5 protein-coding genes are annotated in these 14,326 nt (G+C 68.4%); 2 read left to right on the forward strand and 3 right to left on the reverse strand.

Annotated features, from left to right (window positions below):
• The first annotated feature begins 24 nt into the window (after positions 1-24).
• Positions 25-4,947 (forward strand): polyketide synthase Pks13, encoded by a 4,923-nt coding sequence (gene pks13, locus ERC79_RS12475; RefSeq protein ID WP_131581049.1) that lies wholly within the window; start codon positions 25-27, stop codon positions 4,945-4,947.
• Positions 4,948-6,492 carry an acyl-CoA carboxylase subunit beta gene (locus tag ERC79_RS12480; protein WP_131578599.1) on the forward strand — a complete coding sequence of 515 codons (1,545 nt, stop codon included), beginning with the start codon at positions 4,948-4,950 and terminating at the stop codon, positions 6,490-6,492. It begins immediately after the preceding gene.
• A 56-nt stretch (positions 6,493-6,548) separates the two neighbouring features.
• On the opposite strand, the gene ERC79_RS12485 is transcribed toward ERC79_RS12480, so the two are convergent.
• The 3 genes from ERC79_RS12485 to ERC79_RS12495 form a co-directional block, all read right to left on the reverse strand.
• Positions 6,549-7,526: a hypothetical protein gene (locus ERC79_RS12485; protein ID WP_131578601.1), complete on the reverse strand. Its 978-nt coding sequence runs from the start codon at positions 7,524-7,526 to the stop codon at positions 6,549-6,551.
• Between the two features lie 195 nt (positions 7,527-7,721).
• A complete protein-coding gene (locus ERC79_RS12490; RefSeq protein WP_131578603.1) occupies positions 7,722-11,027 on the reverse strand; it encodes an arabinosyltransferase domain-containing protein in 3,306 nt (1,101 codons plus the stop codon).
• Between the two features lie 73 nt (positions 11,028-11,100).
• Complete coding sequence (locus tag ERC79_RS12495; RefSeq protein WP_207390516.1) at positions 11,101-14,289, reverse strand: arabinosyltransferase domain-containing protein; 3,189 nt, start codon at positions 14,287-14,289, stop codon at positions 11,101-11,103.
• Between the last annotated feature and the right edge of the window lie 37 nt (positions 14,290-14,326).

Genomic DNA, 14,326 nt, shown 5'->3' on the forward strand with positions numbered 1-14,326 from the left:
GGTGATTTGATGGCTGAACACGAGATGACGGTCGCGCAGCTGCGCGAATGGCTGCGCAACTGGATCGCAGAGGCCACCGGGCAACCGGCCTCGGCGATCTCCGACGATCGGCCGCTGGAAGAGTTCGGGCTCTCCTCCCGTGACGCGGTCGCTCTCTCGGGTGAGATCGAAGATCTCGTGGGCGTCACCCTGTCGGCCACGGTCGTGTACCAGCATCCGACCATCGCCTCGCTGGCCATGCGCATCATCGAGGGCGAACCGGATCTGCCTGCGGACGGCGAGGACGCCGCGTACTACCGAGGTGGCTTCCCGGCCGGACAGTCCCACGACATCGCGATCGTCGGTATGGCATCGCGATTCCCGGGCACCGGGCACACCCCGCAGGAAATGTGGAAGCTGCTGATCGAGGGCCGTGATGCGGTCACCGATCTGCCCGAGGGCCGCTGGTCCGAGTTCACCGCCGACCCGGTGGTGGCGGCTGCCGTCGAGAATGCTGCCACCAAGGGTGGCTATCTCGACGATGTGCAGGGCTTCGACGCAGAGTTCTTCGCGATGTCGCCGCTCGAGGTCCAGAACGTCGATCCGCAGCAGCGGCTCGCGCTGGAGCTGACGTGGGAGGCACTCGAGCACGCCCACATCCCCGCAAACCAGCTCAAAGGCCGCGAGGTCGGTGTCTTCCTGGGTTCGTCGGCCAACGACTACCAGCTGATTGCTGTGAGTGATCCGGCGTCGGCGCACCCGTACGCGCTGACCGGTACGTCGACCGCCATCGTCGCGAACCGAGTCTCGTACTTCTACGACTTCCGCGGCCCGTCCATCGCTCTCGACACGGCGTGCTCGTCGTCGCTGGTCGCGGTGCACCAGGCGGTGCGGAGCCTGCGGTCCGGAGAGTCCGAGATCGCGCTGGCCGGTGGCGTGAACATGCTGCTCGCGCCGCCCGCGACGCTCGGCTTCGATGAGGGCGGCGTCCTCACCGCCGACGGCAAGATCAAGGCATTCTCGTCCGACGCGAACGGCATTGTCCGCGCCGAGGGCGGTGGTGTCGTCGTACTCAAGCGTCTCGAGGACGCCGAGCGCGACGGTGACGACATCCTCGCGGTCATCGCGGGTACCGCTGTCAACCAGGACGGTCGGTCCAACGGACTGCTCGCGCCCAACCCGGACGCGCAGGCCGACTGCCTGCGGCATGCCTACCGCGACGCGGGCATCGTCCCGTCGGATGTCGACTACATCGAGGCGCACGGCACCGGCACGATCCTGGGCGACCCGATCGAGGCGGACGCGCTCGGACGCGTCGTCGGCCGCGGCCGCGACGAGGACAAGCCAGCTCTGCTCGGCTCGGCGAAGACCAACTTCGGTCACCTCGAGGCCGCCGCGGGCGCCGCGGGCCTGATCAAGGTCGTGCTGGCGCTGCGGGAGGATGTCATCCCGGCGTCGCTCAACTACGCGGGCCCCAACCCGTACATCCAGTTCGACAAGGCGCATTTGCGGGTGATCCCGGAGCCGACGGCGTGGCCGCGCTACAGCGGCAAGGCCGTTGCGGGCGTGTCCGGTTTCGGGTTCGGTGGCACCAATGCGCACGTCGTGGTGCGCGAGTACGTCAAGGTTGCGGAGCAGGCTGCCCCGGCCGAGTTCGAGATCGACCTGGACCACGAGAACACCACCATCGAGGCCGAGGCCGAGCGGATGCTCGCCGAGGCTGCCGAATCGGTGGGTCTCGACGATGCCGTGCAGGTTGCCGAGACCGCGGTGGTGCTGCCGGTGTCGGCATCGATGCCGTCGCGCCGTCGCCGTGCCGCCGAGGACCTCGCGAACTGGCTCGAGACGGAGGAGGGCAGCCGTACTCCGCTCGCCGACGTCGCGCGCACGCTCGCCAAGCGCAACCACGGCCGCTCCCGTGCCGTCGTCATCGCGAAGGATCGTGCCGAAGCCATCTCGGGCCTGCGTGCCGTCGCCGCCGGCAAGCCCGGCCCAGGCGTGTTGTCCGCGGACGGACCGGCCGCGAAGGGCCCGGTCTGGGTGTTCTCGGGCTTCGGTTCGCAGCACCGCAAGATGGCCAAGCAGTTGTATCTCGAGAACCCGGTCTTCGCGGCGGCGGTCGACGAGGTCGACGCGCTGATCGAGGACGAGGCCGGCTACTCCATGAAGGAGAAGTTCCTCGACGATTCGGTCGACTACGACGTCGAGACCTCGCAGGTCGGCATCTTCACGATCCAGGTCGGTCTGGCACGGCTGCTCCGTCATCACGGCGCCGAGCCGACCGCGCTCGTCGGTCACTCGATGGGCGAGGCTGCGGCCGCGTACGTTTCGGGTGGGCTGTCGCTCGAGGACGCCGTCCGCGTCATCTGCTCCCGCTCGCGCCTGATGGGCGAGGCCGAGGGATTGCTCGAGGGCGACGACATCCGCCTGATGGCGCTCGTCGAGTACTCGGCCGACGAGATCGAGACGGTCCTGCCGGACTTCCCGAACCTCGAGGTCTGCGTCTACGCGGCACCCACGCACACCGTCATCGGTGGCCCCGAGTCCGAGGTGAACGCGATCGTCGCGCGCGCCGAGGCCGAGGAGAAGATGGCCCGAGTCCTGCAGACCAAGGGCGCCAGCCACACCTCGCAGGTCGATCCGCTGCTCGGCGAGCTGGCGGCCGAGCTGGCCGGTATCGAGCCGCACAAGCTCCAGGTCGGGCAGTACTCGTCGGTGGACCAGGACACCTTCTACCGCGCGGGTCACAGCCCGATTCATCCGGTCGAGTACTGGACCAAGGGTCTGCGGCACAGCGTCTACTTCACCAACGCCGTCAAGGCGGCAGTCGACGCCGGGCACACCACGTTCGTGGAGCTCGCGCCCAATCCGGTGACTCTGATGTCCGTCGCGGCCACCGCGTGGGCCGCTGGTGTCGCAGACACTCAGCTGATCCAGACGCTCAAGCGCAAGGAGGACGAGCCACTCGGCGTGCTCACCGCCCTTGCACAGCTCTACGTCTACGGACACAAGGTTGATCTGCCGTCGTTGCTGCCCACCGGTGACTACGCCGACCTGCCGCGCACCGCATTCCTGCGCAAGCGGCATTGGATCGACGCGCGTGTCTCGTCGAGCGGCAACGGCCGGATCCCGGGCTCGCATGTTGCGCTGCCGGACGGCCGCCACGCCTGGGAGGTGCAGGCGTCCGCAGTCTCGGACCTGAATGCGCTCGTCACCGCCGCCGCGTCGCAGGTGCTCGCGGACGTCGTCCTCACCGGTGCTGTTGCGCACGGGGACGTCCCGTCCACCGGCACCGTCACCACGACACTCGTGCCGCACCTCGGCGGTGCCTCCATACAGGTGCACGGCAAGGGCCAGGCGAGTGGGGATTCCAACGGGCTCGGCTTCGTGCTGCTGCTCGACGCCGTCGTATCGTCGGGTGAGGCGCTGCCGGAGCCCGTCATCGCGGTGGCCTCCGCGGCCACCGTGTCGGACGAGGTCCAGGACGAGGTCGTCGAAACCTTCGGTGACCGTTGGGATCCCGAGAGCTCGCAGACGCTCGAGAACCGGCTGACGATCATCGTCGCGGAGTCGATGGGCTACTCGCCCGAGGACCTGCCGGCGGAGATCCCGCTGGTCGAGCTTGGCCTGGACTCGCTGATGGCGGTGCGGATCAAGAACCGGGTCGAGTACGAGTTCGACATCCCGCAGTTGCAGCTGGCGACCGTCAAGGACGCGAGCATGCAGGACGTCGCGAAGTACCTGCACTACGCGGTCGAGAACCGCGAGGAGGTTGCGGCCCTGGCCGCACAGCAGCAGGCGGAGAAGGACGCCGGGGAGACCGTTTCGGCGGCGGCCCCGGAGATTTCGGAGTCTGCCGAGATCGAGGATGTGGCTGTCGGGTCCGGCGATGCCGATGTGCCGCCGCGTGATGCGGCCGAGCGTCTGACGTTCGCGACGTGGGCGGTGGTCACCGGCAAGTCCGCGAAGAGCATCTTCGCGACTCTGCCGATCCTGGACGACGAATCTGCCGAGAAGTTGGCGGCCCGTCTGACCGAGCGGTCCGGCGGCGAGATCACCGTCGACGATGTCTTCGACGCCGAGACCATCGAGCAGTTGGCCGAGACGGTGCGTCAGCATCTCGAGGACGGTTTGAAGATCGACGGTCTGGTTCGCACGCTGCGTCCTCGCGCCGAGGGCTCGAATGCGGTGCCGGTGTTCGTGTTCCACCCTGCCGGTGGTTCGACGGTGGCGTACGAGCCGCTGCTCAAGCGGTTGCCGGCGGACACCCCGATGTTCGGCCTCGAACGGGTCGAGGGTCCGATCGATGAGCGTGCCGCGGCCTATGTGCCGCTGCTGCGCGAGATCCAGGGCGACGGCCCGTACGTGCTGGCCGGCTGGTCGCTCGGCGGCGTGCTCGCCTACGCGGTCGCCCGCCTGTTGCGAGAGCAGGGTGCCGATGTCCGCATCGTCGGGCTGATCGACACTGTCATGGCCGGCGAGAAGGTCGAGAACACTCCGGACGAGATCCGGGCCCGCTGGCAGCGTTACGCCGAGTTCGCGAAGAAGACGTACGGCGTTGACGCACCGCTGCCCTTCGATCAGCTGGCCGCGGCGGGCAGTGACGAGGAGCAGATCGGGATCCTGATGGACCTGCTGCGACTGAGCGGCGCAAAGATCCCCGGCGGCATCATCGAGCACCAGCGCACGTCGTGGCTCGACAATCGGGCCATCCAGACTGCGGACCCGCAGCAATACGACGGCGACGTCGTGCTGTACATGGCGGACAGATATCACGAGGACGCGATCAACCTCGAGCCCTCGTTCGGGACGCGTCGGCCCGATGGCGGCTGGGGTGACGTGGCGAAGAACCTGGAGGTCGTCCACATCGGTGGCGACCACATCCAGATCGTCGACGAGCCCTACATCTCCAAGGTCGGGGCGGACCTGTCGAACAAGCTGGCCGAGATCGAGAAGCGGAGCAACTGAGTGAGCACCACCACCGCAGAAAAGCTTGCGGAACTGCACGAAAAGCTCGAGCTGTCGAAGGCCCCGGGTAACCCCAAAGCGATCCAGAAGCGCAAGGACAAGGGCCTGCCGACGCCGCGCGAGCGGATCGACATGCTCCTCGATCCGGGCACGTTCGTCGAGATGGGCCAGCTGGCCCGCCAGCCCGGCGACATCTCCAACCCTTACGGTGACGGCGTTGTCACCGGCCACGGCCTGGTCGACGGCCGGCCGGTTGCGGTGTTCGCGCACGACCAGACCGTTTTCGGCGGTGCCGCAGGCGAGATCTTCGGACGTAAGGTCGCCGCCGTCAACGACTTTGCCATCAAGATCGGCTGCCCTGTCGTCGGCATCAACGAGTCCGCAGGTGCGCGCATTCAGGACGCGGTGACCTCGCTCGCGTGGTACGCCGAGATGGGTCGGCGCCAGGAGCCGCTGTCGGGTATGTGCCCGCAGATCTCGATCATCCTCGGCAAATGCGCGGGCGGCGCGGTGTATGCGCCGATCAACACCGATCTGGTGATCGCGACCGAAGAGTCGTACATGTTCGTCACCGGCCCGGATGTCATCAAGTCGGTCACCGGCGAGGACGTCAGCCTCGACGAGCTGGGCGGCGCCCGCAACCAGGCCGAGTACGGCAACATCCATCACGTCGCGGCCGACGAGAAGGCCGCGTTCGAGTACGCGCGCCAGTACCTGAGCTATATGCCGTCGAGCTGCACCGAGAAGCCCCCGATCATCAATCCGGGTCTCGAGCCGGAGATCACGGAGGACGATCTTTCGCTCGACACGTTCATGCCGGATGCCGACAACGCCGGCTACGACATGCACGACATCCTGCTCAGGATCTTCGACGACGGTGAGTTCCTCGAGGTCCGCAGCCAGTCCGCGCACAACATCATCACCGGGTATGCACGGGTCGACGGCCACCCGGTCGGCGTGGTCGCGAACCAGCCGATGCATCTCTCGGGTGCGCTGGACGCCGCGGCGTCGGACAAGGCCGCCCACTTCGTGCGGGTCTGCAACGCGTACGACATTCCGCTGGTGTTCGTCGTCGACACCCCCGGTTTCCTGGTCGGCGTGGAGCAGGAGAAGGTCGGCGTGATCAAGCGCGGCGGCCGCTTCCTGTTCTCGTACGTCGAGGCCAGCGTCCCCAAGGTGACCGTGGTGGTCCGTAAGTCGTACGGCGGTGGCTACGCGGTGATGGGCTCCAAGCAGCTCGGTGCCGATGTCAACTTCGCATGGCCCACCGCCCGTATCGCGGTGATGGGTGCCGAGGGCGCCGTCAACATCATCGGCCGCCGTCAGCTCGAAGCTGCCGGCGACAACGCTCCCGCGGTCCGGGCGCAGCTGATCAACTTCTACAACGAGCATGTCGCGACGCCGTACATCGCGGCCGAGCGCGGCTACGTCGACGCGGTCATCGAGCCGTCGACCACCCGACTCGAGATCCGCAAGGCGCTCACACTGCTCCGTGGCAAGACGGTCTTCAAGAACCCGCGCAAGCACCACCTGCTCCCGTTCTGATCGAGCTCCCGGGCTGATGGGACCCTTTGTGCGCTCGCAGCGCATGAACGGTCCCATCAGTCGTTCCGGGTGGTGGGCAGTGGTCGCATCCGCAGGTCCGGACGGGGTCGTGACCGCGCCAGTTCGTAGTGTGCTCGGAGATTTGCCAGTGCCCGCCCGGGTGTCGCGCGGAGCTGCCGGGGGATCACGGCGAGCACGATGATGCCCGCGCTCTGCATCCGTGCCCGACGCGCGAGGGTTGCCTCGTACTCGTCGGGGGACAGGTGCCAGTCCAACGAGTCGATCTCCCACGCCAGCGCGACGTCGTCGATCCAGCCGTCCGGCATGGCGATGAAAGCGCCGGCACCGTCCTCGATCTCGCGGTTGAAGTACATGGTCGGAAGTCCGCTGCGTTGCCACAGCGCCCGGGCGTCGGCCTCGGCAACGGAGTGGACGTTGGCGGAGACCTCTTCGAGTACCTTTCGGGGCAAGGCCGACCCGCGACGGCTGCCGGCGTCGAGTTCTCGAGCCAGTGTCGCGGGCGTGACGTCGCCGCGTTGAACGGCCTCCGCGATCAGTGCACGCGCGGAACGGGTGGTGCTGCACCGGCGCGCGGCGTCGAGCAGGGCGCGTGGGAGAGGGCTACAGGCCAGGCCGCCGCGCACGACGGGAGCGGGCAGCCGGGTTGTCCGCTCCACCACCACGAAACCGGCAGAGTGCGTGCGGCGTTCGTGGGGAATCAGGATGTGTACGTCGGCGAAGCTCTCCGCGGAGCTGTAGCCGTGCTCGGCGAGTGCGCTGCGTCCGGTGAGCATCGCGTCGGGCCCGCAGTAGATCAGTGCTGCCGTTCGCCGTTCTCGTCGAGTCGGTACGCCGTTGTGGAGGAGGACGAGTCCGGGAAGAAGTCGCTGCCACGGTCCGTCCGGTCGGCAGCGGAAACTGATGGCCGAGCCGGACATGCCGGCCGCGGTGAGATCGCGCACCCGCACGACACCGCACTCCGCGAACCGCCGTAGTTCGCCGACCCTCTCAGATGTCCACCTCGTCCGCGCCATGGATGACAGCATGCCGCGCGGTGATTCCCGGGTACCGCGTCCGATGGCGTCTGGGGATTCACCTGTGGACAACCGCGCTGGCTGTGGACAACCACCCACCCCCAAACAGACAACCACCCACCCCCAAACAGCTGAAGGGTCCGTTCACGCGCGGGGAGCGCATGAACGGGCCCTTCAGCCAGTAGGCCGGCGAGGCTACTCGTACACCCGCATCGACCCCGGCGACCAGAAGCCGGAGCGGGTGACCTGCTCGGTGTTCACTGTCGCCGGGCCGGCGTCGGGGTAGTACCGGTCGTAGCGCTCGAGGGAGCCCCAGTCGCGAGCCCAGTCGTCCCTCAGGTAGGTCGGGACAGCGGTGGCACTGGCGAGCAATTCGGTCCAGCCCAGCGGTCCGCCGTTCTCGGCGGACTGCCAGGTGTCGGTGGAGCTCACCGCGAGGGGCCGGTCCGGCAGGATTCGGTAGTTCGGCATTTCGGCGATACCGGCCCAGTGGTCGAACGGGCGCTGGCACGGGAACTGCAGGCCCACAGCCCAGTCCAGCAGGACGGGCTGTGTGCTCCCGACGACGCTGTTCAGTGTGTCGAGCTTCGGCACGCGCGGCGGCGTGAAGGCGAACCACTGGTCGCCGGTGAGGTTCGGGTCGAACGCGGTGACCCGCACGACATCGGTGTCGGGAGCCAGAGCGTCGAGCGGGATCCGCAGATTCCGCCAGGACGGCGCGGGGCCGACGTCACGGGGCAGGTAGGTGCCCTGCACGGCGACGCTGCCGTCGGGCTGCAGCTTGCCGTATTCGAGGTTGAGCGGTTGACCGTACGTGGACTTGCCGGTGTCGTCGACGGACCAGATGCGTCCGGCTGCGGAGATGACGACGAGCGGGGAGGCGTCGCTGCGCTCGGGCAGGCGGTACCAATTCGAGATCACCGACGCCTGTTGCTGGACGCCTTCCTGGTAGCTGCCGAGGACGGGGGTCCGGGCGGGGTCGAGGCCGAACGGCAGCTTGACGGTGCTGCCGTTGACGCCGCGGGCGCCGCTGCCGCCGGTGGTGCCCGATCCGGAGCCGGTCGCGAAGGCGGGCCCGACGCTCTGGTTGTCGGTGTTGCCCATGCCGGGCTTGACCTCGACGTAGTCGGCGGTGAGGTCGGACGGGACACCGTTCGGGGTGAATCCGACCGGGTTGCCACCGGCCAGCGGGTCGCTCGGGTTCGCGGGGTCGATGATCGGGGTCAGTGCGCCCGCGTTGGGGTCGGACTCGACCAGCACGTCCTCGGCGAGGCCGCAGGTCTGACCGCTGAGGGCGTCGATGTTGGAGCGTGCCAACGAGTATGCGGGGTACTGGGACACTGCGCCCTTGAGTAGCGAGAGCACCTCGAACAGCACCATCGCACCGGCCACCAGAGTCAGCGGGGCGGCCGCGAACTTGCGGATGCGTCGGCCCTTCGCTGTGCCGGCTTTCTCTGGCGGGGGCGCATAGCCCTCGCGCAGGTACTGCCACGCAACGAGGACCAGGGCGAGGCCGAACAGCACCAGTAAGAGGGTGTTGGATTCGCGGCCGCCTAGCGAGACGGTCTTGTCGAACCACGGCACGCCGTAGCTCGAGACGTACCAGTAGCCGTTGATGCCGGAGAATGACAGTGCGAGCACGAACAGCAGCCCGGCCAGGAAGATGGTCCGGTTGCGACGAGACCGCAGCGCGCTGGCCGATACGACGACCGCGGTGAGAGCGGCCAGCGAGCCGGCGATTCCCGCGTACGCCCCGAAGTGGTGGGTCCACTTCGTGGGGTTGAACATCATGAAGAAGATCGTTCCGAACACAATGCCCATCAGGCGCCATGACGGTCCGGCGGCGACGCCGGGGATCCGCTTGCGCCGCAGGAACACGAACAGTGTCGTGAACAGGCACAGCAGCATCGTCAGGAAGGCGAAGCGCCGGGCCAGCGAACCGTCGGTGGTCTGGACGAACAGGTAGTAGTAGCGCAAGAAGTCCTGGTACCACTCGAGATTCGGGCCGATGATGGTCCGGACGCGGGTGGCCTCCATGACGGCCGCAAACGTCTGGTCAGCGAACACGACGGTCAGGACGAGGGTGCCGGCGGCGGCCAGCGGCAGCAGCTGCGAGAGCGTACCGATCTGGTGGCGCCGCCGGACGATCAGACGGGTGATGGGTCGGATGCCGGCGAGCAGTGCGGCGATACACATCAGGCCGGTCGGGGCCGCGGCGAGCGTGAACGCACCGATCAGGGCTGCGATGGCCGCGGGCAGAAGGCGTCCGGTGGCAATGGCTCGTTCGATCGAGCACCACGTGAGCAGTGCGCCGACGGCGACAATGGGTTCGGGGCGCAGGCCGTTGTTGTACGGCAGCCAGAACGCGAGGAAGACCAGGCCGCCGGTCCACAGCGCGACGGAGTTGTGGCGCACCGCGCGCCCGAGACGGGGGACCACCTCGCGGCTGATCACCATCCAGCACAGGACGGCGGCGATCAGCGCGGGCAGTCGCATCCACGGGCTCGCGGTGGAGATCTTCGCCATCGCGGCGAGCACGTCGTAGTACCAGCCGAACGGGGCCTCGGGGACGCCGAACCAGCGGAAGTAGTTGGCCATGTAGCCGGAGTGCTCGGATGCCCGTGCCATCGTGAGCAGGTAGCCGTCGTCGGAGGTATTGGCGCCGAAGAAGTGCCAGCCGACGAGGGTGCCGATGACGACGCCGTCGACGCCGGTGATCTTCCACCAGCGGGAGGGCAGGAAGCGTCGGGTGCGGCGGCCGTCGACGCTGTCGAGGCGGTGCAGCGCGACCAACGAGACGGCGGTCGCGAGCATGGCCCCGATCATCGCGACCAGCTTGGTCAGCGTCGGGCTCGACGAGAACCGCGAGTCGACGACCATCGTGAAGTTCAGCCCCGGCACCGACTGGCCGTCGAGGTCGGTGAAGACCCCCACCACCTGCGGTCGCAGATCGCCGGAGAGTTCTCCGCGAACCGGTTGGCCGGCCGCGTTGGTGAGCCCGACGAACTCTGCCGACGTCCGGTCGATGTCGGAGCTGATCACGATCTGTGAGCACTGCCCGGACACGACGTCGGACCGCGGGGCCGACGCCACGATGACATTGCGGTCGAGGACGTCGACGGACTGCTCGGAGACCCGCACGAACATGGCGTTGAGTGCCGCGCCCTCACCCTGTGCGGGGGCGGTTGCCAGGAGCATTCCGCCGGAGGCCGGCAGGTCGGCGACCGCGCTGCACGGGATCGCCGCGGACAGCGACAGCGGAACCTGCGACATCAGCGGTGCCTCGACGTTGGCAGCGACACCGCTTTCGGGCCACGACACCGTCGCCGCCGTCTGCTTGACCGGCAGGAAAGGGGTTGCCAGGGCCAGCAGCACACCGAGTAGGCCGGTGACGACGGCGATCAGCCGTGCGTTGCGGAAGTACCCGCTGCTGGCTCGGGTGTCCGGGGGTGGAGCGCTGGCCTCGGGACCGGGCAGGGGAGCTGTCACAACGTCGGGCACGGTTGTCGATCGTAGGCGAGATCTTCCCGTGACCTAAATGAGGTCGATGGCTCTCAGCGACTTCACAGGCTGGTCACGCGGGTGGGGTATCCCGGATCGGACCCGGCGACCACAGGCCGGAACGGGTGATCTGCTCGACGTCGACCTGGGCCGGCCGTGCCGACGCGACGATCGGGGTGAACTGTTCGAGAGATCCCCAGTCGCGGCGCCAGTCGTCGGACAGGTAGGTCGGGATGGTCTGAGCGTCGAGCAGCAGTGGCGTCCACCCGAGTGGGCCGCCACCGACGGCGTCCTGCCATGCATTGGTGGAGCTGGCGCCGACCCGGTCCGGAAGGATCCGGTACTCGGGCACCTCGGCGACTCCGTAGTGGTGGCCGAACGGCCGTTGGCACGGGAATGCAAGTCCCACCGACCAGTCCAGCAGCACCGGTGCGGTGGACCCGACGACGTTCTGCAGGGTCTGCATTCGCGGTACCCGGGGAGGGGTGACCGCGAGCCACTCGTCGGGTGCGAGGCCGGTGTCGGAGGCGACGATCCGGACGGTGTCGGCGTCGGCGGGCAGCTGATCGAGCGGCACCCGCAGGTTCCGCCACGACGGTGCCGGGCCGATGTCGATCGGTGCGATGCGGCCGAGCGCGGTGACGCCACCGTCCGCGGCGCGGTGGCCGTACTCGACTTCGAGCAGCTGGCCCGGTGTGACGATGCCGTCGGGGTCGACGGACTGGATGCGCCCGGCGGCGGCGATCGACAGGATCGGGGCGTCCTCGCTGCGAGCCGGCAGCGCATACCAGCCGGTGACCAGCTCGGCGCGTTCCTGCTCGCCGGTCTGGTAGCTGCCGAGTACGGGTGTGGTCGCCGGGTCGAGCCCGAACGGCAGTGCCACGGTGCTGCCATTGACGCCGGCGGTTCCGGTACCGCCGCCCGTGCCGGCGCTGGTGCCGGATGTGGTGGTGCCGGAGTCGGTCTCGACGGAGTTTGCCCCGCCCTGCGAGACGTTCTGTTCGTCGGCGGTGAGGTCGCGGGCAACACCGTTTGCCGTGAAGCCGGTGGATTCGGTGGCCCCGAACGCCCCCGCGCCCGCCGGGTCCGCGCCGGGCGTGATCGGGGTGAGTATCGACGCATTGGGGTCGGTCTCGACCAGGACGGCGTCGGCCAGCGCGCACGAGCTGCCGGTCACCGACTTCAGGTTCGACTGCGCGATCGAGTAGGCCGGGTACTGCGAAACCGCGCCCTTGAGCAGCGAGAGCACCTCGAACAGCACTACCGCGGCCGCGGCCAGGGTGAGTGGTGCGGGCGACCAGCGGCGGATTCGGGCGAGCCGACCACCGTTTCCGGTAGGCCGGTCCTTCTCGTACGGCTCGCGGACGTGGTACCAGGCGGCGAGCAGCAGCGCGAGGACGGTCAGGCCCAGCAGCGCAGTGGAGAACCCCTTGCCCGCGATGGACGGCGGCTTGTCCCACCACGGCACGCCGTAGCTGGAGACGTACCACCAGCCGTTGGAGCCGGTGAAGGCCAACGCGAGGATGAACAGCACCGCGGCTGCGAACAGGGTCCGGTTGCGTTTGGAGCGAAGGCTCGCGCCGGCGACTGCGACGGCGGCGAGTGCGGCGACGGATCCGGCCAGGCCCGCGTATACGCCGAAGTGGTGGGTCCACTTGGTGGGCGTGAAGCTCATGAACAGGAGCGACGCGAAGATGATGCCGAGGATGCGGCGGGAGGGTCCGGCTGCGGTACCCGGGATTCGCCCCCCACGGCGCAGGACCATCATCACGCACACCACGAGGCACAGCAGCATGACGAAGACGCCGAAGCGGCGGGCCAGCGAGCCGTCGGGGGAAACGTTGAGCAGTGCGTCCCAGCGGAATCGCTCGTCGAACCAGCTGACGTTGGGGCCTACAGCGGTGCGCACCCGGGTGGCTTCGAGGACCGTGGACAGGGTCTGGTCGGCGAACACCGCGACCAGGACGACGGTGCCGGCCGCGAGGACCGGCGCGATCAGTGCGGCAGCGCCTACCTCCCGGTGGCGGCGAACCACGATCTGGACGACCGGGCGCGCGCCGGCGATCAATGCGGCGAGCGCGATCAACCCGGACGGCCCGGCCGCGAGCGAGAAGGCCGCGATCAGCACTGCGACCGCGGCGGGCAGCATGCGGCCGGTGGCGATGGCGCGTTCGATCGAGCACCATGTGAGCAGAGCGCCGAGCGCGATGATCGGCTCGGGACGCAGGCCGTTGTTGAACGGCAGCCAGAATGCGAGGAACACGAGGCCGGCGGTCCAGACGGCGACGCTGTTGCGCCGCACCATGATCCCGAGCCGCGGGATCACCTCGCGGCTGATGATCATCCAGCAGAGAATTCCGGCGATCAGCGCGGGCAGACGCATCCACATGCTCGCGGTGCTCACCTTGGTGAACAGCACCAGGACGTCGTAGTACCAGCCGAACGGGGCCTCGGGGACGCCGAACCAGCGGAAATAGTTGGCCATGTAGCCGGCGTTCTCGGACGCGCGGGCCATGTTGAGCAGGTAGCCGTCGTCGGATGTGTTGGCGCCCACGACATGCCACAGCAGGAGCACGCCGATGACGACAGCGTCGATGCCGGTGAACTTCCACCAGCGCGACGGCAGGAAGCGGCGCGCGCGGCGGCCGTCCACGCCGTCGAGGCGGTGCAGCGCGATCAGTGACACCGCGGTGGCGAGGGCGGCGCCGATCATCGCGACCAGCTTGATCAGTGTGGGGCTCGACGAGAACCGTGAGTCCAGGTCGGCGCGGACGTCGAGACCTGCGGGCGGTGCGCCCTTCAAGTCGGAGAAGATACCCACCATCTGCGGCCGGACGTCGCCCTCGATCGTCGTCGCCTGCTGATCTGCGAGCCCGGCGACCGCGGCGGTGGTGCCCTGCGCATCCGACGTGACGACGATGTCGGTGCAGTCCTGTAGATCGGTCACCGGTATCGACAGCAGCGCGGTGTCCCGCAGGATCGCGCGCAGCCGCGCCGGTTCGCTTCCGGATGCCTTGTCGACCTTGACGACGAGTCCGTCGGCCTCGGCGCGTGGCGCCGGCGTGGGCGCGGTCGCGACCAACGCACCGCCGTCGGGGCCGAGTTGCCCGATCGCCGTGCACGGGATGGTCACGTGCAACTGCTGCGGGGTATAGGACACCAGCGGTGCTTCGACGCTGGTGAGACTGCCGTCCTGTGGCCAGTTCACCGCCGCTGCGTCCTGTTTCACCGGCAGGAACGGGGTCGCCACCGCGAGGATCATGCCGAGCAGGCCGGTGATGATCGCGATGAGGCGGGCT

Source organism: Rhodococcus sp. ABRD24, from assembly GCF_004328705.1.
Lineage (GTDB): Bacteria > Actinomycetota > Actinomycetes > Mycobacteriales > Mycobacteriaceae > Prescottella.